At 45.8% G+C, this 21,955-nt stretch carries 19 protein-coding genes; 5 read left to right on the top strand and 14 right to left on the bottom strand.

The window, feature by feature from the left end; genetic code table 11:
* Positions 1-18: 18 nt before the first annotated feature.
* The 3 genes from QWZ05_RS16010 to rppH are packed head-to-tail and all read right to left on the bottom strand — an operon-like array spanning position 19 to position 3,587.
* The gene (locus QWZ05_RS16010) at positions 19-813 is read right to left on the bottom strand and encodes a sulfite exporter TauE/SafE family protein (protein WP_264878026.1); all 795 of its coding nucleotides are present in this window, start codon (positions 811-813) and stop codon (positions 19-21) included.
* A gap of 9 nt (positions 814-822) precedes the next feature.
* Entirely contained in the window at positions 823-3,066 is a 2,244-nt protein-coding gene (gene ptsP / locus QWZ05_RS16005; RefSeq protein WP_264878025.1) for a phosphoenolpyruvate--protein phosphotransferase, read from the bottom strand.
* A 2-nt stretch (positions 3,067-3,068) separates the two neighbouring features.
* Positions 3,069-3,587 (bottom strand): RNA pyrophosphohydrolase, encoded by a 519-nt coding sequence (rppH, locus tag QWZ05_RS16000; RefSeq protein ID WP_264878024.1) that lies wholly within the window; start codon positions 3,585-3,587, stop codon positions 3,069-3,071.
* Positions 3,588-4,258: 671 nt separating this feature from the next.
* Between rppH and mutH the strand changes: the two genes are divergently transcribed.
* A complete protein-coding gene (mutH, locus tag QWZ05_RS15995; RefSeq protein WP_264878023.1) occupies positions 4,259-4,927 on the top strand; it encodes a DNA mismatch repair endonuclease MutH in 669 nt (222 codons plus the stop codon).
* A gap of 21 nt (positions 4,928-4,948) precedes the next feature.
* Here the strand turns inward: mutH and QWZ05_RS15990 are convergent, their stop codons facing one another.
* From QWZ05_RS15990 to brnQ, 6 genes are all read right to left on the bottom strand, one after another.
* Complete coding sequence (locus tag QWZ05_RS15990) at positions 4,949-5,260, bottom strand: DUF6482 family protein (RefSeq protein ID WP_264878022.1); 312 nt, start codon at positions 5,258-5,260, stop codon at positions 4,949-4,951.
* A 210-nt stretch (positions 5,261-5,470) separates the two neighbouring features.
* Positions 5,471-5,722 carry a DUF1127 domain-containing protein gene (locus QWZ05_RS15985; protein ID WP_290300812.1) on the bottom strand — a complete coding sequence of 84 codons (252 nt, stop codon included), beginning with the start codon at positions 5,720-5,722 and terminating at the stop codon, positions 5,471-5,473.
* 571 nt (positions 5,723-6,293) lie between these two features.
* The gene (vpsR, locus tag QWZ05_RS15980) at positions 6,294-7,625 is read right to left on the bottom strand and encodes a cyclic-di-GMP-binding transcriptional regulator VpsR (RefSeq protein WP_264878020.1); all 1,332 of its coding nucleotides are present in this window, start codon (positions 7,623-7,625) and stop codon (positions 6,294-6,296) included.
* A 351-nt stretch (positions 7,626-7,976) separates the two neighbouring features.
* Positions 7,977-9,494 (bottom strand): lysine--tRNA ligase, encoded by a 1,518-nt coding sequence (gene lysS / locus QWZ05_RS15975; RefSeq protein ID WP_290299396.1) that lies wholly within the window; start codon positions 9,492-9,494, stop codon positions 7,977-7,979.
* A gap of 50 nt (positions 9,495-9,544) precedes the next feature.
* Positions 9,545-10,643 (bottom strand): peptide chain release factor 2 gene (prfB, locus tag QWZ05_RS15970; RefSeq protein ID WP_264878019.1). Its coding sequence is split into 2 segments (ribosomal slippage): positions 9,545-10,567 and positions 10,569-10,643, totalling 1,098 coding nucleotides; the frame shifts between segments, so codons are not numbered across the junction.
* Between the two features lie 163 nt (positions 10,644-10,806).
* Entirely contained in the window at positions 10,807-12,120 is a 1,314-nt protein-coding gene (gene brnQ, locus QWZ05_RS15965; protein WP_264878018.1) for a branched-chain amino acid transport system II carrier protein, read from the bottom strand.
* A gap of 335 nt (positions 12,121-12,455) precedes the next feature.
* Here brnQ and QWZ05_RS15960 point away from each other — a divergent pair, with 335 nt between their 5' ends.
* Positions 12,456-13,199, top strand: a complete 744-nt coding sequence (locus QWZ05_RS15960; RefSeq protein WP_264878017.1) for a tRNA1(Val) (adenine(37)-N6)-methyltransferase — start codon at positions 12,456-12,458, stop codon at positions 13,197-13,199.
* A 108-nt stretch (positions 13,200-13,307) separates the two neighbouring features.
* Positions 13,308-14,534 (top strand): ATP-dependent RNA helicase SrmB, encoded by a 1,227-nt coding sequence (srmB, locus tag QWZ05_RS15955; RefSeq protein WP_264878016.1) that lies wholly within the window; start codon positions 13,308-13,310, stop codon positions 14,532-14,534.
* Positions 14,535-14,887: 353 nt separating this feature from the next.
* Here the strand turns inward: srmB and prfC are convergent, their stop codons facing one another.
* The 5 genes from prfC to ubiT all read right to left on the bottom strand — a co-directional run bounded on the left by prfC (position 14,888) and on the right by ubiT (position 18,574).
* Entirely contained in the window at positions 14,888-16,468 is a 1,581-nt protein-coding gene (prfC, locus tag QWZ05_RS15950) for a peptide chain release factor 3 (RefSeq protein ID WP_164649010.1), read from the bottom strand.
* A gap of 139 nt (positions 16,469-16,607) precedes the next feature.
* Positions 16,608-17,057, bottom strand: a complete 450-nt coding sequence (rimI, locus tag QWZ05_RS15945) for a ribosomal protein S18-alanine N-acetyltransferase (RefSeq protein WP_264878015.1) — start codon at positions 17,055-17,057, stop codon at positions 16,608-16,610.
* 7 nt (positions 17,058-17,064) lie between these two features.
* Positions 17,065-17,475, bottom strand: coding sequence for a DNA polymerase III subunit psi (locus QWZ05_RS15940; RefSeq protein WP_264878222.1), 411 nt, complete (start codon positions 17,473-17,475; stop codon positions 17,065-17,067).
* Between the two features lie 84 nt (positions 17,476-17,559).
* Entirely contained in the window at positions 17,560-18,063 is a 504-nt protein-coding gene (locus tag QWZ05_RS15935) for a GNAT family N-acetyltransferase (RefSeq protein WP_290299391.1), read from the bottom strand.
* Positions 18,053-18,574 carry a ubiquinone anaerobic biosynthesis accessory factor UbiT gene (gene ubiT, locus QWZ05_RS15930; RefSeq protein WP_264878013.1) on the bottom strand — a complete coding sequence of 174 codons (522 nt, stop codon included), beginning with the start codon at positions 18,572-18,574 and terminating at the stop codon, positions 18,053-18,055. Before ubiT ends, QWZ05_RS15935 begins: the two co-directional genes overlap by 11 nt.
* Positions 18,575-18,755: 181 nt before the next feature.
* On the opposite strand from ubiT, the gene QWZ05_RS15925 reads away from it, so the two are divergent.
* Both QWZ05_RS15925 and ubiU read left to right on the top strand, forming a co-directional pair.
* Positions 18,756-20,792, top strand: a complete 2,037-nt coding sequence (locus tag QWZ05_RS15925) for a sensor domain-containing protein (protein WP_264878012.1) — start codon at positions 18,756-18,758, stop codon at positions 20,790-20,792.
* A 147-nt stretch (positions 20,793-20,939) separates the two neighbouring features.
* Entirely contained in the window at positions 20,940-21,953 is a 1,014-nt protein-coding gene (ubiU, locus tag QWZ05_RS15920; RefSeq protein WP_264878011.1) for a ubiquinone anaerobic biosynthesis protein UbiU, read from the top strand.
* Positions 21,954-21,955 lie beyond the last annotated feature (2 nt).

Genomic DNA, 21,955 nt, shown 5'->3' with positions numbered 1-21,955 from the left:
CTCTAATTGGGTATAGAACTACTTAAGTAGCATGATACCTGCTACAAAAAACAAAAATAAGGCAAAAACACGCTTCAAACGCACGGTCGGCATACTCGTTGCCATCAGTGCGCCAAAACGTGTTGTAAATGCTGAGACCAAAGAAATCGCAATAAGTGCCGGAAGATAGACATAGCCTAAGCTGTATTGCGGTAGGTTATCGGCGCTGACACCACTTAAAACAAAGCCCAACATGCCCGCTATCGCAAGAACACAACCGCAGACAGAGGATGACCCCACAGCACGGCGCATTTCTACACCATGACGATTGAGAAAAGGCACCGAAAGCGAACCACCACCGATCCCGGCCAAGCTAGATACGACCCCAATAGCGGAGCCTGTTGCGAGCGTAGCAGGTCTCGAGGGCATCGGATAGACCTTATGACTGCGTGATGAAAACAACATTTGTAACGCCAAACAAACCACAATCACACCAAACACGCGGGGTAGGTATTCTGCAGGGATAAACTCCACGATAAACGCCCCTAAAAAACCACCTACAACGACGCCCGGCATGAGCCATTTCACTGCAAAAAAATCGATATTACCAAGTCTTAAGTGATTGAATGCCGACGAGCCTGAGGTAATGATAATAGTCGCTAATGAGGTGCCAAGTGCCATCGGCATGATGTTTTCAGAAGGTACTTCAATTAAGGGTAAGATAAACGTCAACGCTGGGACAACAATGAGTCCGCCCCCTATGCCCAACAACCCCGCCATCATGCCAACAAAGCCGCCCAGCAGGCACAAGACAAATATTAGTTCTATGGACACAAGGTTTCCTTAGTGTTTACCAGCGCGGATAAAGCCAGCAAACTCTTTCGATTCAAAATGGCTGAGCATCATATCATAGATAGATTGAGCATAGGATTGCCCTAACGCGTACTCAGCTAACTGCTCTAATTCCTCAAGCTCACTATGACACAATAAATATTTCACTTTAGCGACATTGGAGGTGTTCATACTCAATGAGCGATAACCCATTCCGACTAAAAGTAGGGCTCCCATTGGATCGCCCGCAAGCTCACCACATACACAAACAGGAAGATTCACCGACTCACAAATCACCTTGATGTGTTTCAAAGCAGAAAGCACCGCCGGATGCATAGTTTCGTACAAAGTAGAAACACGGCTGTTATTGCGGTCAACTGCCAATAAATATTGCGTCAAGTCATTGGTACCGACAGAAACAAAATCTATTTTGTTAGCAATATGCGGCAGCAGGTACAGCATTGAAGGCACCTCAACCATCACACCGATAGTCGGCCTTTTCAAGCGACAGAACTCACTGACCTCTTGATACGCCTGTTCAAATAGCCTCAGTGCATCATCCAACTCTTGCACATTCGAAACCATCGGCAACAAGATACTTAGATTGTCATTACCTTGACTCGCTCTAAGCATGGCGCGTAACTGAATAAGAAAGATATCGGGGTGGTCCAGTGTAAAGCGAATACCTCGCCAGCCTAAGAAGGGGTTTTCTTCTTCGATTGGGAAGTAAGGGAGTGCTTTGTCGCCACCAACATCTAGGGTACGCATAACCACGTTTTTATTCGGATAAGAAGCAAGAACCGATTGATACTGACCGACTTGCTCATCCTCTGACGGAAAGCGATGCTGCAATAAGAATGAGATCTCTGTACGGTACAAGCCGACACCATCCACGCCCTGATTAATAGCAATGCTACTGTCAGCACTAAGGCCTGAGTTAAGCATGATATCAACACCGAGACCGTCAAGTGTGACTGCAGGTTTATCAGAGTGGCGACTCACCATACGAGTGAGTTCTTTCTCTTCGTGCAACAGGCCACGATACTCTTGCAGTAGTTGGCGGCTAGGAGAAACGAAAAGCTTGCCGCTGTAGCCATCAACGATGCCTGCTAGACCACTGAGCTGAGTGATATCACACTCCAACCCCATAATGGCTGGAATACCCAAGGCGCGAGACAAAATAGCCGCGTGAGAGTTGGCAGCCCCCTCGATTGACACTACGGCCAACAGTTTGTCTTTTGGCACTGAAGCCAAAATCGATGCGGTTAACTCTTGCACCACCATGATGATCGGTTTTTCGATCACTTGCTGCTCTTGCTCTGTGTTGTGCAAAAAGAACAATAAACGCTGTCCAAGCTCACGGAAGTCTTGCGCACGTTCGCGCAAGTAAGGGTCCGACATTTTTGCAAAACGGCTAGAGTAAGACTCTATCACTTGGCGCAATGCCCACTCAGCACGGTCATACTGCTGAATTTGCTTTTTGAGATCATTCTTGAGCATCGGATCATTGAGTAAGTGCGTAAAGAGATCAAAGATCCCCTTTGCATCCGATGTTAACTCACCTTCAAGCTTCTTACGCATGCGGCGAAAGTCTGCTTGCGCGGCTTCCATCGCCATGGCTAAACGCTCTTGTTCTTGCTCGACATCAACCGTCGAAGCCGGCGCTACCTCAGTAAGGTTCGGCTGCGTATTGTCGAGCCAAAATCGACCTATAGCCACACCTGATGAAGCAGGAACACCGATTAAGGTACGTGAGTGATGGTTGGGTAGCCAGTGGCCTAAGGTTTGCCCATGAGCAATCAACACCGCTAATTGGGCAGAGAGAGTCACAAGAAAGGACTCTTCCGATTCATCGAACAAACGTGGCGTCTTTTGCTGAACCACCAGCACCCCAAGCACTTTTTTACGGTGAATAATGGGTGTACCAAGAAAGCTCTGATAAACCTGCTCACCGAGCTCAGGGAAAAATTTAAAATTAGGATGCTTTGAGGCTTCCGCCACATTGATAGGTTCAGCGGTGCGCTTTACACGTCCTACTAGCCCCTCAGTGAAGCGGATATGAATGCTATCACCTTTGAAGGTCAGGCCTTGTGTCGCCATCAACTCAAGGCGCTGCATTTCTTCATTGGCAAGGTAAACCGTGCAGCACTCCGTGTTCATTGCGCTACAGGTTTGTTTCACCAAGATCGACAACGCCTGATGCAGATCATCAACCCTAGATACTTGTTCAACTATGTCCCTTAGTTGAGAGAGCATTCCTATCCTCTTTTATGCTTGCGCTTAGATTTCAACTTGCGCTCGTGGAAAGGCATCGCCGCTGAGGCAAACTCTTTCATCGCACGACGATACACATCGCGCTTAAAAGACACTACTTGTCTCACTGGATACCAATAACTCACCCAGCGCCACCCATCAAATTCAGGCATGTTTCCGCGCTGCATATTAATTCGTGACTCATCACAGTCTAATCGCAGCAGAAACCATTTCTGTTTTTGGCCAATACAGACCGGCTTTGAATCCCATCGAACGAGTCGTTTGGGGAGCTTATATCTCAGCCAATGACGACTCGTCGCAACGATCTTCACTTCATGTTTTTTTAAGCCGACTTCCTCGTATAACTCACGGTACATGGCTTCTTCAGGTGTCTCGCCTTCATCAATGCCCCCTTGAGGAAATTGCCATGAGTGTTGTCCGAATCGTTTAGCCCAGAATACCTGACCATGGTTGTTACAAATCACAATACCGACATTCAAGCGGTAACCATCGCCATCGATCACTGGCCGACCTCAAATAAATTCTTTAATGCCGTGATTTTTCCACATATCCCCAGCACTAGCAAACCTACAAGTGTGATTAATGCATGATTTGTGCAAGAAGCCCGTCTTTATGGATAACTTTTCGCCACACTAGAACTTATCAACATTAGAGTGAGACACAGCCCACATTTATTCACCTTTTCTGTGAATAACCATGTGCAAAATAGTCACCAATTAGATCAAAAACTCAACACCCAATCGAAAACCAATCACACACAAAGTCAGAAAAATAGGAAAATAACACCACATTTCAGCCACTTAATACAAAAACAAAGAATACCTCGTCTAACCTTACCGTTATTAAATCCAACCAAAACCAAACTGGTCAAAGATCAACCATCCGTAACGTTATCCACACTAAAAAGTTAATATTAGAACTTAGTCTAGTTTTTCAACCATTTATTGCACTCAAAACCCCTGTTTATTCATACATACCTTTAGCTCTCGCTCTTTTTGGGCTCGCTTTCTGTGGATAAGTTGAACTTAAATGACTTTTTACTCAATATTAAAGAGCAACAACAACCGATAAGCAGTGCCGTTACACCTGCATCATCTGCTAGAATCAACATCAATCGACTCAGAAAACACCGATACTCTCAATTTCCAGTTATGTACCCACGCAACAAGACACGATGAAAGCTGAACCAGAAACAGAACAAGAACTCCTTGATAGAGCCTGGCAAATTGCCGGCATGACCTTTGCTCAACTCGCGCAAGAGGCATCAATGTCAGTGCCAAACGATCTCACGCGAGATAAAGGCTGGGTTGGACAACTCATAGAGTGGCACCTCGGTGCAACAGCGGGAAGCAAGCCGCAACAAGATTTTGAACAGCTGGGGATAGAACTCAAAACTATTCCGATTAGCTATCAGGGCAAGCCACTTGAAACCACATTTGTCTGTGTAGCACCTCTGCTGGGCGTTCATGGGCTCACTTGGGAGAACAGCCACGTTCGCAATAAAATGTCACGTGTCTTGTGGGTGCCTATCGAAGGAGAAAGAGAAATTCCATTGGCGGAGCGTAAAGTGGGAGCGCCATTAATATGGTCGCCGAGCCCTGAGCAAGAGAAACAACTGCGTCAAGACTGGGAAGAGTTAATGGAGATGATTGTCCTTGGGGATATTGAAAAGATAACCGCTAGGCACGGAGAGATGCTTCAGCTGCGCCCTAAAGCTGCCAATGGCAAAGCGCTAACTGAAGCGTATGGTTCTAGTGGAAAAATCATTAAAACGCGCCCAAGAGGTTTCTATCTACGCACTCAATTTACAGCGTCTATTCTCAACGATCATTACGCATCATAAGACATTAATCAGTCGATGCCTCTAATGAGTGACCAAAGAGAGTTCAATATCGCTATAGCCAATCGCTGACTCAGCACCACACTCGTCATAAGCGTTGTGCAAGCGCAAATAGGCTTTGTCAAAACCCAATCGGGTCAAATCCTCTTTGACCAACTCCAATGAGTCGTAGTGAACCGGCTCATTGTCGACCGTGACAGGCTCAAGTTTATGTTTATATTCCACCGCGAGTTGATATTTTGCTAGGTCAGCACATCCAATCACAAAGACCTTAGGAGTGCGGTACGTCTCTTTGTGATAACCGTGCAACCATTTATCTAGTTGTCTTCTTTGCATTGTGCACCTCCATCTTTGAAATTGTAGTCAAGGATCCCGGTGCTATTGTTTTTCATCCCATTATCTTGTGCAGTAGTGATGAAAGTGTCTATGAATTGCGACAAATTTGGGCGCATTATTCGGTCAATAAACCAAAGTTCGATAGCAATAACCCTGCAACCCACACCGCAAAGAGAATTAAGGGGAGGTGTTACTCCCTCCCCTTACGCATTACGTGATCATTCTAGATTGTAATATCCTTCTAAGATGTCTCACGCGGCGACCCGCTGTAGCTTTCGGTGCTTCAGTGCGACCTAGAGGGCGTCCTGTCGCGTCTAAACCAACATCTCGAAGTAGATGCTCGCTATGGAAAGGAAGCTCATGGGCGCTTTGACGTACTCGTCTCTTCCATGCTCGCTCTTCTTGTTTTAGATCGGCAACTACACACCATGCTGCAAGTTTTAGATAAATTGAATGACGCATCATCGTTCTCCTAATGAGTTAAGTGACGCGGAAAACGGCAGCAAATAAAAATACGAGCTTAGGTATGAGCTGCAGTTAACCGCAGCTATTTAAAGACTACGGAACGGTTATTTAGCGAAAGTGCTTCGTGCGGGCATGTGTTTCAGCGAACACTTGGCCGCTGTGGCAAAGTGTTTATCTGCTGAAAAATCGGCATGCATAGCCCATACGCAATCAAACGTTTTGACGGTAATCATATGAGCCTCCTAGCTAAATAAGTTCCTGAATTGAAATGGTAATTTAGCTCGTCAGTGAGCCAAGCTTTGTAGTAAGTCTTGCGACTTGTGGTTAATTCTTACTCAACAAGGTGAGTATTTCAACCTGATTGTTTTTTATTCGATAAAAAGAAAATAATTCTCTAATAACTACTCCCTTCTTGCCACTTCAATAACATATTCCGCCACGTCTGACCCTTACTGTGCTGTAATGTCATTTCTTGATGCTTCGTTCACGTACCATGTCATAAATAGCAAATAATAAGAGCAACCCTAGGGTTGCTCTTATTATTTGATGAATGAATCAGTGACAATAATTAGATCGAGTTTTCACTGATCAGATTATGTTTATTCAGCAAGCGATACATAGTGGCTCGCGAAACACCCAGCTCTTTAGCAGCCTGAGACACTTGACCATCATGAGATTCGAGCACCAACATTAATGCGTCTCGCTCACTGCGCTCACGAATACTCTTCAAACTGCGTTTTCCATTATTTCGTTTGGGTAACTCCAACTGCCCTTCTTCAATAATGGGCTGTTCCGACATTAATACAACGCGTTTAATTAGGTTCATTAATTCACGAACATTACCCGGCCAATGATAACGTGCCAGTGCCTTAATTGACTCCTCACTATAACTGCGAGCTTGAGCATTGTAATCTTTGGCATACACTTGCAAGAAATGACGCGCCAACAGCGCTATATCACCTGAGCGTTCTTTTAAGCTTGGGACATTAATACGCAGCACATTAATATAATGATAAAGGTCTTCATTAAAGTCTCCATCAATAAGTGCTTTCTCGATGTCCATCGAATTTGCCGCCAAAATACGCACATCGACCTTTTTCGAGCCTTCAGCAGTATCTACGGTTCCCTCTTGTAAGAAGCGCAGTAAATTCAATTGCTGTGATTTGGGTAAGGTCAGGATATCGTTGAGAAGAATTGTGCCGCCGTCAGCGCGCTCTAGCATAGACTTTGCCCCAGGTTCAAGTCCTATGCCAAACAGCTCTGTTTCGAGGCTATTCTCAGAAAGCGCACGACAGTTGACAGAGATAAACTCACGCTGCGAGCGTGAAGACGTTTTATGAATCGCTCTCGCGACCTTCTCTTTGCCCGAGCCACTCTCACCATAAATGAGGATACTCACGTCTGTTGGGCCTATACGTTTGATTTGGTCACGAAGACGCTTCATCGGCATAGACTCACCCACAAGGCCCATGTCGTTGTTGCTACCAAAATGCGGCCACACTTTCATCTCTAGTTTGAGCATACCAAGTTGATGGCCAATCGTACTCAGTAACTGGGTATCTGGGATAGGAGAGGTAAAGAAATCGATGCAGAAGTTCACAATGAACTGGCAGATAGTGTCAGATTTTAGTTGAGACTCTCGAATCAACGCCATCCAACGAACGTGTTTATGCTGACTCACTAAACTCGCAATGCCATTTAGCGAGAACTCATCGTGACTCAAATCAACAATACCGATACACGGCCCTGTCTCATTAAATAACACATCTGCTTTGCGAAGGTCACCGCTGATAGTACAACTCCAACCGGCGCTTTCTAACACCTTCAACCAAGGCTCAGGTGTACCACCGACCACTATTAGTGATCCGGGGATAGAGTCCTGTCTAAAATGAGAGCCCATGTCCTTTCCTTTTATTACTTATCCAAATACAAACAAACGTGAACCTTGAGACGATAAAACATATCAAGTATCAGTATTAAGACTAACGTAACAAAATGTAACATTCTAGTTAGGCCATCGTGAAATTCACTCAATTTTTCGAATTAAGTCGAAAAATATGCCACTCAACGCATTCGTCACTCTTTTTAGTCTTTCGTACTGGCTGATATTAATAAGTTAGTACAATAAATATAAATTCAAACCAAAGTGTTCATTTTCCTCAAGCTCGAAACGAATCAGGCTATACTCGATGCATAAAAAAAGAGTTGCTCGAAAGCAACTCTTTGAAGATTAGACGATATTTATTGTCAATTACGCTTGCGGGCGCATCGCTGGGAATAGAATAACGTCACGAATAGTGTGCGTGTTAGTAAATAGCATCGCTAGACGATCGATACCAATACCTTGACCTGCTGTTGGCGGTAAGCCGTGCTCTAGGGCTGTGATGTAGTCTGCATCGTAGTACATAGCCTCATCATCACCCGCGTCTTTCGCGTTAACTTGCGCCTTGAAACGCTCATCTTGGTCTTGTGCATCGTTAAGCTCTGAGAAGCCGTTTGCAACTTCACGGCCACCGATGAAGAACTCAAAACGGTCTGTGAAGAACGGGTTTTCATCGCTACGACGTGCAAGTGGTGAGATGTCTGCAGGGTAGCCAGTGATGAACGTTGGTTGAATTAGCTGAGGCTCAGCCGTTTCACCAAAGATCTCTTCAAGAAGCTGACCACATGTCCAGAACGTCTCTACTTCTACGTGTACAGATTTCGCGATAGCTACCATCTTGTCACGATCTTGTAGGTCTGCTTCAGTTAGTGCTTGAATCTCAGCGTGCTCAGGGTTGTAGTGCTTGATCGCATCGAACATGCTCATGCGAGCGTATTTACCACCGAACTCTACAGTCTCGTCACCGTAAGGCATAGAAGTCGAACCAAGAACGTCCATCGCTGCTGTGCTTAGCATCTCTTCTGTTAGATCCATAAGATCTTTGTAGTCAGAGTACGCTTGGTAGAATTCCATCATTGTGAATTCTGGGTTGTGACGTGGAGAAAGACCTTCGTTACGGAAGTTACGGTTGATCTCAAATACACGGTCAAAACCACCCACGACTAGACGCTTCAGGTAAAGCTCAGGTGCAACACGTAGGTACATGTCGATATCTAGTGCATTGTGGTGAGTGATGAATGGACGAGCCGTTGCACCACCAGGGATCACGTGCATCATTGGCGTTTCAACTTCTAGGTAGCCTTTTGAGCTCATGAAGTTACGGATTGAAGACACAAGCTTAGAGCGCACGATGAATGCGTTGCGAGAGTCTTCGTTCACGATTAGGTCAACGTAACGCTGACGGTAACGCATCTCTTGATCAGTCAGGCCGTGGAACTTCTCTGGAAGCGGACGAAGTGCTTTAGTTAGCAGCTCGTAAGACTCCATGTTCACGTAAAGGTCGCCTTTACCTGACTTGTGAAGCGCACCTTTAACACCGATGATGTCACCGATATCTAGGCCTTGGTATTTCTCTTTAAGCTCTTTTTGAACATCTTTTGCAGCGTATGCTTGGATACGGCCAGATGTTTCTTGAATAGCTAGGAATGGACCACGCTTAGCCATTACACGGCCAGCGATTGCAACAACGTGGTTTAACTCTTCTAGCTCTTCTTTCGTCTTTTCACCGAATTCCGCTTGAAGATCGCCAGCTAGGTGCTCACGACGGAAATCATTTGGGTGACCGTTTGCTTTGCAGCTCTTGCGGATATGATCCAGCTTGCTACGACGCTCTGCGATCAGCTTATTCTCTTCTTGTGCGTTTTCGTTTTGAACAGCATCAGTCATTTTCGATGTATCCTGTCTTTCTTTGTGAAAATTGTTTTTCGGTGAAAAGCTTACAGACCTGATTTCAGGCTAGCTTCGATAAATTTGTCTAGGTCGCCATCAAGAACCGCTTGAGTATTGCGGTTTTCAACGCCAGTACGTAAGTCTTTGATGCGCGAGTCATCCAGTACGTAAGAGCGGATTTGGCTACCCCAACCGATGTCAGATTTAGCATCTTCATTGGCTTGCTTCTCTGCGTTCTGCTTTTGAATCTCTAATTCAAACAGTTTTGCACGAAGCTGCTTCATCGCTTGGTCTTTGTTCTTATGCTGAGAACGGTCATTCTGACATTGCACCACAGTATTGGTTGGAACGTGAGTAATACGAACCGCCGATTCCGTGGTGTTTACGTGCTGACCACCCGCACCAGAGGCGCGGTATACGTCAATGCGTAGATCAGCAGGGTTAATGTCAATCTGAATGTTGTCATCAATCTCTGGGTAAATAAATGCAGACGCGAACGAAGTATGACGACGACCACTTGAGTCAAATGGAGACTTACGAACCAGACGGTGAACACCTGTTTCTGTGCGTAGCCAGCCATAAGCGTACTCACCTGAAATTCGTACCGTTGCTCCCTTAAGGCCAGCAACTTCACCCTCAGATACTTCAATCACCTCGGTCTTAAAGCCTTTTGCCTCAGCCCAACGCAAGTACATGCGCAACATCATTGAAGTCCAGTCTTGAGCTTCTGTACCACCAGAACCCGACTGAAGGTCGATATAGCAATCTGACTCATCGTGATCACCAGAGAACATACGACGGAACTCAAGCTTTTCTAGCTTCGCTTCTAGCTCAGCAAGTTCTGGCTCAACTTCATCAAAGGTCTCTTGATCTTCTTCTTCGACAGCAAGTTCAAGAAGACCATCAACGTCCTCTACACCTTGGTCAAGCAAGTCGATAGTTTCAACAACCGCTTCTAGGGAAGCACGTTCTTTACCTAGTGCTTGCGCACGCTCCGGTTCGTTCCATACATCCGGTTGTTCTAGCTCTGCATTAACTTCTTCTAGACGCTCTTTCTTGGCGTCATAGTCAAAGATACCCCCTAAGGACATTCGTGCGCTCAGTCACGTCCTTCAGACGGTTTTTAATAGGATTGATTTCAAACATGTTGGCTCAACATTTTAGAATAGAATTTAACCGCGAAAGTGTACTCAAAAATGTGACGAAGATACAGAAAAAATCATCTCCAATATGCATAGTCATATCGAAAACACACTCAAAAAAAAAGCTGGCCATGCAGCCAGCTTCATAAAACCTAGATATTTTTCAATTACGCCGCTTCTTTTGTACCCTGTGTCGCTGTTGGGCCAGAAATAAAGAAACCTGCAATTACCGCTGTCAATGTTGGTAGCACCCAGCCCATTCCCACACTGAATAGTGGCAATGAGTCAAACATAGACACATCCACCCCAGCCACTTTTGCTGCATCAATCAATGCAAATAGCAGCGCAACTGCAACGATAATACGTGAGGCTGCTTTTGGATGAGGTAAAAATGGACGAATAAATGCCAATGCAACTAATGCGATTGCAACGGGGTAGAGCGCAAACAGTACCGGAACAGACAAAGCAATCAGCTGAGACAGACCGATATTGGCGACCACCGCACATGCAGCACCATTAATAATGACCCATTTTTTGTAAGAAATAGACGTCAAAGAAGCGAAATAATCAGAACATGCCGAAATCAAACCAATCGCTGTAGTTAAACAAGCAAGCAACACAATAACAGACAGAACCAGTTGGCCAGATGGACCAAACAAAGCTTGTACATACTGACTTAAAATCGCGCCCCCGTTATCTGCACCAGCCGCGACAGAAGCACTGGTTGCACCAAGATAAAACAGTGATACGTAAACAAAAGTCAGGCCAACTGCTGCAATAACGGCTGCGCTCACCAAATACTTTTTAGTTGCTGCGCTATCTGTGATGCCTTTGCTACGAATCGCATCGACAATCAGCATGCCGAACATCAGTGCACCGAAGGTATCCATAGTGTTGTAACCTTCAAGAAAGCCAGTCGTTAAAGGTTGAGTCGCATAATCGCCCTGTGCAGCAATTGCAACACCTTGAGGGTCAACAAATACAGCGAATGCCAACACCATAAGACCAATAAACAGTGCTGGTGTCAGAAACTTACCGATAATGTCGATAAGCTTGCCTTGTGACCATGCAAAAAACATGGCGACACAGAAGAAGAAGACTGAAAATAGTGTCAAGTGGAACTGCTGTGCGTCGGCTAGGAAAGGACGGAAGGCCATTTCGTATGCCACAAGACCGGTACGCGGCGCAGCAAACGCAGGACCAATGATAATAAAGATCAGCACCGTAATCAGTGTTGCAACACCTTTTGGAAGATCTCTTGTCATGTGCTGCCAACTACCACCAGCGAAAGCCAAAGCAATCACGGTAATCAAAGGTAGGCCTACCGCAGTGAGTAGAAAGCCCAGCATAGCCGGCATTAAGTTCTCGCCAGCCAGCTGACCCGCGATTGGTGGGAAAATAATGTTTCCTGCGCCTAAAAAGAAGGCAAAGAGCATAAAGCCAACCGCTATAATGTCGGCTAATTTTAAATTTTGATTCACAACGTATTCCTCGTGTTGTTTGAATCCTTTTAGGATTCCAATGACGAGACTGCGATTATCGTTGATGCTTTTGTTATCGAATTTGCACCGAAAGACAGACTAAGATCACATTCTTCTGAATGAGAGGATAATGTACAATCAAAATGTTACATTCAAGCGAATAGACAAAAACACCATATAAAACCAAATTTGGAATCAAAAGGCAGTCAAATTCACTATATAAAAGACAGAAAGCCAGTGAATTTAACTTGTCATTTTCGACAAGCTGCATTTACAATTCAGCATCATTAACCAACAACAGTTAACATTAAAATACAATTCACTGCATATAAGCCATGACTCAGCATAAGACAAATAAGACAAAAAGCTTTAGATTTAAACAATTTAGCATCGATGGCGGCTATGCAGGCATGGCCGTCAGCACTGATGGGGTGTTATTAGGCGCATGGAGCGATTGTCATGCCCAAAGCAATATTTTGGATATTGGGACGGGGACAGGGCTATTAAGCCTTATGTGCGCACAGCGCTACTCCAATACACGTATTACCGCGATTGATATTGACCATCAGGCCTTTGTTGCGGCATCCAACAATGTCAGAGCCTCTCCTTGGAGCGATCGTATTGAGGTAAAACATCTGTCACTCGGGAAGTTCTACTATGCGTACCCGAGTAGTCAATTTGCTACGATAATTTGTAACCCTCCGTACTTTAATAGCGGTGAAACAGCTGGCAGTGAGCAAAGAGCCACAGCTCGTCATACCCACACCCTTAGCCACGAAGATCTCGCGCGTCATATTTCAATACTGATGACAACCGAAGGGAGAGCCAGTCTAATCTTGCCTCTAGTAGAAGGTAAACAGTTCATCGAACTTGCCCAGCAATTCCAACTTACGCCGACTCGATTGTGCCGTGTAAAATCGACAAAGAGTAAGCCTGCATCAAGGCTGCTTATCGAGCTTCAACATGAAAAAAACAGTTCAAGCCACCAGTGTATTGATAGTGAGCTAGTCATTATGGATAACGGCCAATATAGCGATGCATTTGTTGAGCTGACACGAGAGTTCTATCTTAAAATGTAAGCACGAAAGCACATCTTTGAGTGATCTAGATCACTACGCTCGCTTCTTAGATCGACAGAGTATATAATATGCGCCCTTTACTTTTACCCTGCTTGTGGAGAAACCACTGTGATTAAAACGTTTGCAGATTTAGAACTAGACCCTAACCTGCTAGAGGCTATTGAGGAAATGGGCTTTTCTCGCCCTACGCAAGTTCAAGCAGAAGCGATTCCACAAGCGCTTGAAGGGCGTGATGTCTTAGCATCCGCGCCAACGGGAACAGGTAAAACCGCTGCGTTCGTTATTCCCGCTCTGCAATATTTGCAGGACTTTCCTCGCAAAAAAGCAGGCCCTGCGCGTGTTTTGATTCTTACGCCTACTCGCGAGCTCGCTATGCAAGTTGCTGACCAAGCACGTGCGTTGGCGAAAAACACCAAACTCAATATCTTCACTATCACTGGTGGTGTTCAATATGAAGAGCACGCTGATATTTTGAAGACAACTCAAGATATCGTGGTAGCGACACCAGGCCGTTTGATGGAATACATCAATGCAGAGCGTTTCGATTGCCGTGCAATTGAGTGGTTAATCCTTGATGAAGCAGACCGAATGCTCGACATGGGCTTTGGACCTACGGTTGACCGCCTCTCTGGTGAGTGCCGCTGGCGTAAACAGACACTTCTATTCTCTGCAACACTAGAGGGCCGTGGTGTTGAGGGCTTCACTGCTGACCTGCTTAAAGACCCAGCAGAAGTCAATGCCGAGCCATCACGTCGTGAACGTAAGAAGATCTCTCAGTGGTATCACCGTGCTGATGATATGGAGCATAAACTGGCCCTACTTAAAGTGATCATCACAGAGCAGGCAGAGCGCAGTATCATCTTCCTCAAAACCCGCGAGCGCCTTGCTGAACTGCGTGCACAACTTGAAAGTGCCCAGATCCCATGCTCATGGATCCAAGGTGAGATGCCGCAAGACCGCCGTAACAACGCAATTGCCCGTTTTAGAGATGGCACTGTCAACGTACTGCTTGCAACCGATGTAGCAGCGCGTGGTATCGACCTTCCTGATGTGAGTCACGTCATTAACTATGATATGCCGCGTACTGCCGATGTTTACTTACACCGTATCGGACGTACTGCGCGTGCAGGTAAGAAAGGTAATGCTATTTCTTTGATTGAAATGCACGACCAACCAATGATGGACCGTGTCGCTCGCTATGTGAAAGAAGACATCAAAGAGCGCTTTATTAAAGAGCTTCGTCCAAAGCACAAAAAGCCAACGTTCAAGAAAAAGAACAAAAAGAAAGTAGAGAAGAAGAGCGTTAAGAAGAAAGTGACTAAGAAGAAAAAGTAATTTTCTCTGCTCATTCAGATTCAAAAATGCCACTTCAGTTGAAGTGGCATTTTTATTATTGAGCGAATATTGAGTCTTCAGTGCGCTTAAAGTAGATCCTGAAATAAATTCAGGATGACTCAATAGTCGGCATATGATGACCCAATCGTGGGCATATTCGGCGACAATAGCCCTCGCACATCATATTAGCCCAGAGCGTGACATTGGCTCTTAACACGGCATACTGGCTCCCAGAGTGTCATATTGAACTTGTTTCAATATCTACTCAAAGGCGCCAATAAACTAAAAGCATGCTAGTGATAAACCCTGAACTGAATCAGGGTAACGCTATCAGGGGCGATAATCGTTGCCAATTAGTGTTCGCGAGTAGCGCGGAAGTCTACGTCAGGGAAGCGTTCTTGAGCTAGGTTCAAGTTCACCATGGTTGGAGCGATGTATGACAGGTTATCGCCACCATCCAGTGCAAGGTTCGCTTGGTTCTTACGCTTGAACTCTTCGAGTTTCTTCTCATCACCACACTCAACCCAACGTGCTGTCGCAACGTTAACGCCTTCGTAGATTGCCTCTACGTTGTATTCTGCTTTCAGACGCGCCACAACCACATCAAACTGAAGCACACCGACTGCGCCAACGATCAAGTCATTGTTTTGCAGAGGACGGAATACCTGAACAGCACCCTCTTCAGAAAGCTGAACCAGACCTTTAAGCAACTGCTTCTGCTTCAATGGATCTTTTAGGCGAATACGACGGAACAGCTCCGGTGCAAAGTTTGGAATACCAGAGAACTTCAACGCTTCACCTTGAGTGAAGGTATCACCGATCTGGATGGTGCCGTGGTTATGCAGACCAATAATGTCACCTGCAAACGCATTTTCAGCACGAGAACGATCGCCCGCCATGAAAGTAACCGCATCTGAAATGCTCACTTTCTTGCCAGTACGAACATGATTCATCTTCATACCCTGCTTATAAGTGCCAGATACAATACGCATAAACGCAATACGGTCACGGTGCTTAGGGTCCATATTGGCTTGGATCTTAAACACAAAACCAGAGAAATCTTCTTCCGTCGCTTCAACGTCACGCTCAACCGCTTGACGCGTTTTAGGCGCTGGAGCCCACTTCGTCAGGCCATCTAGCATATGGTCAACACCGAAGTTACCCAATGCGGTACCAAAGTAAACAGGGGTCAGCTCACCCGCTAGGAATAGCTCTAGATCGAACTCTGGACACGCGCCCATTACTAGCTCAAGCTCTTCACGTACACTTTCTGCTAGGTCAGCACCGACTTTTTCGTCTAGCTCTGGGTTGTCTAGACCTTTAATGATACGAACTTCTTGGATCTCGTGCCCGTGACCTGATTCGTATAGGATCGTTTCGTCGCGGTGAATGTGGTAAACACCCTTAAACTCTTTACCACAACCGATAGGCCAAGAGATTGGCGCACACGCCATGCCTAGCTCGCTTTCTACTTCGTCCAGAACTTCCATTGGGTCGCGAACGTCACGGTCCAATTTGTTCATGAAAGTTACGATTGGCGTATCACGTAGACGCGTTACTTCCATAAGCTTACGAGTACGATCCTCGACACCTTTCGCGGCATCGATAACCATCAGACATGAGTCTACAGCCGTCAAAGTACGGTATGTATCTTCCGAGAAGTCTTCGTGTCCAGGAGTATCGAGTAGGTTTACTAGGCAGTCATTATATGGAAACTGCATTACCGAGGTCGTTACCGAGATACCACGCTCTTTTTCCATCTCCATCCAGTCTGATTTAGCGTGCTGTGCTGAACCACGACCTTTTACCGTACCCGCTTTTTGAATCGCGTTTCCGAATAAAAGAACCTTTTCTGTGATGGTGGTTTTACCCGCATCCGGGTGAGAGATAATCGCAAACGTTCTACGTTTGCTTACTTCTTGTTGAAAAGACATAAACGCCCTTTGCTGTCATTCATGAGTGAAAGCGTAGAGAGTCTCATGACACTCTCTACCTTAAAATTTTGTGCGCGGATTATACAGAAAAGTCGCTTTGTTCGCGACTATTTATAGCCAATGACTTTATGGCGATGAGTTATAGGAAAAGAAAGCTCATGATAATGGCGTCTTCTTTACCATTCTCTGTTGGGTAGTAGTTTCGGCGACGATCGACCTCGTTGAAGCCTTCCGCTTGATAAAGTTCAAAGGCGCGAGTATTACTCTCTCGAACTTCCAGCCAAGCACTTTCAGCATTGCTCGCTTCACATCGGTCAAGAAAGGCGTTCAACAAATGCTTACCAAACCCTTTCCCCTGATGACTCGGGTCAATAGCAATATTGAGTAGCGTCACCTCACCCACAATATTTTGGGCGTAGAAGTAACCGACCACGGCATTATCCACCAATAGCACGTGATGGTCTGCACCGCGACTGTTGATATCACTGAGCAGTTTTTCACTCCATGGGTGAGTGTGTGCCAGTGATTCGATACGATAAATCGCCGCAAGATGTGTCGCTTCTAGCGCGACAACAGAGAGATTAGACATACGATACTTATTGTTGAGATTGAATCTGAGACCACAGCGCACGGCGCTGTTGATTGTTACCATCAATGTGTTCTAACACAGGGCTAATCAATGATTTCGCGGCGGTCTCTTGCTTGTCACAACCAGAAAACCACACCCACTCAATGTGCTGATGATTGACTTGAGACCAGTGTTGAGGCTCAATGTGCTGCACTTGCTCTAGCGATAAATTCATCGCCTTTAGAACCTTCTCTAAGAACTCAGCTAATTTACCCTGAGGGCACTGGGGAGCAACTAATAACAAGCGGCACGACTCGTCGAGTGCATGTTGTTGACTCTCTACACCTTGCAATCGCTCTGGGTGAGTGAGGTTCCATTGAGTGATACCCATCTCTGCAAGATAAGCTGCATCACGTTGGGTTTGAGTGAGGTTTGTCATGGTATGAACTGTGATTGATTTAGCCATTGGCTTTGTGCGAGGAGATACTAGCAAAGGCAGGCTAATATCTCCACTCTCGACCGATTAAAGCTCGCTAAACTCTGGACAGTAACGAATCACACCTTGGTGATTATCAAAAGCGCCCTCAATTAACGGCTTGATTTGAAATGCGCCTTCAGGCACATCCCATTGGCAACTTAGGCCATGAGCACTCGCTGACTCAAAACCAAACTTGCCGTACAGTGCTGGATCGCCTAAAACCACACACCCCGCATAGCCTAGCTCTGGCAGTGAGACAAAGCCTTCTTCGATCAATAAACGAGCGATACCTTGCTGCTGATAATCAGGGTGCACACACAGCGGCGCTAAGCCCTGCCAAGTCACATCGTGTCCATCGATTTCGACTGGCGTAAAGAGAAGGTGCCCAACAATTTGCCCCTCATCGGTACATGCGACTAAAGAGAGTGTGTTTCGGCCATTTTCGCGTAAGGTCTGCACTAGGTTCGCTTCCGCTTCCGTCGGGAAGGTTTCACGAAGCAATTGACCAATCACCAGCATATCAGCCGGTGCTTCTGTTCTAATAAGCATTGCTTACCTCTTTCGGCGCTTGAGCTTCAGTGAGACCTTTTTGAACAAAGTCAGCCAGTTGATTCAACATCACCTGCATCGCTTTTGGCAAAGAGTCCAGATCGATACTGTCCATTAAGTTTTTCACTTCAAGGCCGAGCTCAGTGTCCCCTTCAATAGACAGGCGACGTTGGAAGAACAAGGTATCCGGATCCTCTTTACGACCGGCAATCAAAACTAAGTCGTTCAAGTTGCCGCTAAAGCTGACGTCTTCTTGAACAGGTTGGTCTGCAACCACTAACTTCTCATCTTGATAGCTAATTAACCAGCTCACGCCCAAGTCGGATACGGAAACCTTCAGCCATTTATCTTCAAGAAACTCGAAATCGCCATCTTCCAGTGCTTCTTGGAAAACCATTTTAAGGCCTTCAAGAAGGGCTTTTTTTTGTACAGTTTGTGGCAATAAGTGGATCGGAGATCTCAAAATCGAAGCTGCATTTTGAACTAATTGAGTGCGAATCTTGTTAATCACGCGTCTTTTCCGTTAATTTGTCTTCACTGCTCTCTATAGTAAGAGAGATAAATTTCATGATTCCTGTTGTGTATCAAGAAAACCCACATTTGGGCAAGTACTTTTATCTGCCATAATAGCGCGGTATAGTACAGGAATTACCTTAAAGGACGTTGATGAAAATGCGAGTTGGTTGTAGTTGATGCCTACCTCAGAATTAACAAATTGGTTCTCCAAATTTACGTCAAATAGTCCATTCTATTTTGCAGTTCTGGATAACGAGCACCGATATATTACCGTGAACTCCCGCTATTGCGAGATCTCCGGTTTAGATAGTGAAAGCCTCGTCGGATTAAGCGACTCTGATGTATTGGGTACTCACGTTTATCAACACCTCAAACCCTATTATGAACGCGCCTTTTCCGGTGAGCAGATAGAAACGGAACTGACGCTGAGTTTGGCGGACACTGAAACCAGTCTGCATTTTAGTTTGTCGCCTCTTTTTAACGGACAAAGCATCGAACATATTATTTTCCATGCTGTCGATACCTCGGAAAAACAGATTCTTGCACGCTCGCTTGAAGAGTCCGAAGACAAGTTCAACAAGATTTCTAACCTGATCCCTGAAGGGCTGCTGATTGTTGAAGATGACCATATCATCTCCGCCAATGATGCCGCCGCGAGCCTACTTGGATTTAGCTCTCACTCCGAGCTGCTTGGTGAAGAGCTGTCACGTCTGTTTGTCGACCAAAAAACCAAGGCGGTCTTCAACCAAAAGCTTGAGCATATTCTTACCAAATCACCTTTAGTCTGCTTAAGTGGCCCACGCTGCAACCTTGAGCGAAAAATTAGGCTCTACAGTGACACGCTCCATATTTTAGGCAGTCCGTCGCACATTGTTATCATGCAAGACGCAGATCAGACTGAGAAGTTACCGACTCAAACACAGACCTTCTCAAATATCGATTCTCTAACCGGCCTGTTCAATCGATTTGGCTTCACTAAAAGGCTTGAGCACTACATCGCCAATGAAACACCTTTGGTGATGCTCTACCTAGATATTGATAACTTTAAAAATATCAACGACTCACTTGGCCACCACATCGGCGACAAGGTCATCAAAGAGGTATCATCACGCCTTAAACGCTTACTGCCCCAACATGCCACACTCGGGCATTTAGGGGGGGATGAGTTTGGTATCATCCTGCCAGAACCAGAAAACAGTGTCGTCGTTGAGTCACTAGCAGAACGCATCATTAACCTCATCAACCAACCTTTTGATCTACACCACTTTAGTAAGCGCCTAGCCTGTTCGATTGGCAGTGTCGCCTACCCTGGTGACGGTAATGATGCTCGAATTTTGCTACAAAACGCTGATACGGCCATGTATGAGGCGAAAGATCGTGGTCGTAACCGACTGATTAAATTTAACGACCAAATGAACAAAGAAGCGCGTATGCGCCTCTGGTTAGAGATTGAGTTACAAAAAGCACTGCAGCAAAACGGTCTTGAGGTGTGGTATCAACCTAAAGTGAGTGCGAAAGACTTCAGCATCAATGGTGCCGAAGCACTGATCCGCTGGAAACACCCTGTCGAGGGTTACATCAGCCCAGGCTCGTTTATCCCTGTCGCAGAGAAAGCAGGGTTGATTGAACAGCTTGGCCGAGTCGTTATGCGTGAGGTGTTCAGTACAGTAAAGCGCTGGCGCATGCAGGGCATTTTGCCGGGTCGTGTCGCGATCAACCTTTCGCCAGAACAGTTTGGCAACCCTAAGCTCATCGATTATATGGAGAAACTTCTAAAATCAACGGGGCTTGATTCAAGTTGCATCACGTTTGAGCTGACTGAAAGTGCCGTAATGAGTGACGGTGAACACACCATCCAAATGCTAAGAGCCATCAAGAAGCTGGGCTTCTCATTGTCGATTGATGACTTTGGTACCGGTTATTCGTCTCTGTCATACCTTGCTCGCTTCCCGATTGATGAGCTGAAAATCGACCGTGCATTTATCAATGATATTGATGAGTTACCAAAGCAAGTGACGGTGATCGAGAACATCATCAACCTCGGCAAATCACTCGATCTCACCGTGGTCGCAGAAGGTGTCGAGACACAGCAACAAGCAACGCTGCTTTCCAACCTGAACTGTCACTCTATCCAAGGTTTCCATTTCTACAGACCTCAGCCTAAGCAAGAGGTCGAAGAGCTGTTCGCGCAAAATCGCCGCCACAAGAATTAAGTGATAACCCTATGGTAACTGTTCTGTTTACCTACTTCTTATGGAGTATTTACAGATTAGTTACCTGAAAACTGCCTTACATCAAATCTACCGTTCATATTTCTTCATAAAATCGCTGAACTCTCGAATACAGAAAGATACAGAGCAATGGAATTACTATGCCCTGCAGGTAACTTACCTGCCTTGAAGACCGCTATAGACTGCGGTGCCGATGCGGTTTATATCGGCTTTAAAGATGACACAAATGCTCGTCATTTTGCTGGCCTCAACTTCACAGGAAAGAAGCTAGATAAAGCGGTGCAATATGTACATGACCGCAACAAGAAAATCCATGTGGCATTGAATACCTTTGCTCACCCCGATGGCTTTGCTCGCTGGACCGACGCGGTTGATCAAGCAGCACAGTTAGGCGTTGATGCGTTGATTGTTGCGGATATCGCAGTACTGGAATACGCAGCCAATAAATACCCTCATCTTGAACTGCACCTTTCGGTGCAAGCCTCTGCGACCAATATTGCGGCGATTGATTTCTATAAACAGAACTTCAACGTAAAACGTGTCGTACTACCTCGTGTTCTTTCGATTCACCAAGTGAAACAGCTGTCTCGCAACATCACCAGCGATGTTGAGCTTGAAGTGTTTGCTTTTGGTAGCCTGTGTATCATGGCTGAAGGTCGCTGCTACCTATCGTCTTATATGACAGGGGAATCACCGAATACGGTTGGTGCTTGCTCTCCAGCAAAATACGTACGTTGGCAAGAGACAGACAATGGTCTTGAGTCTCGCCTCAACGATATCCTGATTGACCGTTATGCAGATGGTGAAAATGCGGGGTATCCGACACTGTGTAAAGGTCGATTCACCACTGACCTTGCAGGCGAGCAAAAGCGCTACCATGCTTTAGAGGAGCCTACGAGCCTCAATACGCTGTCTATGCTACCAGAGCTATTCAAAGCCAATGTCGCTTCAGTGAAGATCGAAGGTCGCCAACGCAGCCCAGCTTATGTCGAGCAAGTGACTCGAACGTGGCGTGCTGCCATTGACCGCTACCTTGCTAACCCTGAAGGCTATACCGTTGAGCCTGCTTGGGATGCGGCGCTGGCCAATGTCTCAGAAGGCTCACAAACAACGCTTGGTGCATACCACCGCAAATGGCAATAGAG

This window comes from Vibrio agarivorans, from assembly GCF_030409635.1.
Classification (GTDB): Bacteria; Pseudomonadota; Gammaproteobacteria; order Enterobacterales; family Vibrionaceae; genus Vibrio; species Vibrio agarivorans.
The sequence above is the reverse complement of the archived record's forward strand: the minus strand, read 5'-3'. Positions and strand labels throughout refer to the sequence as shown.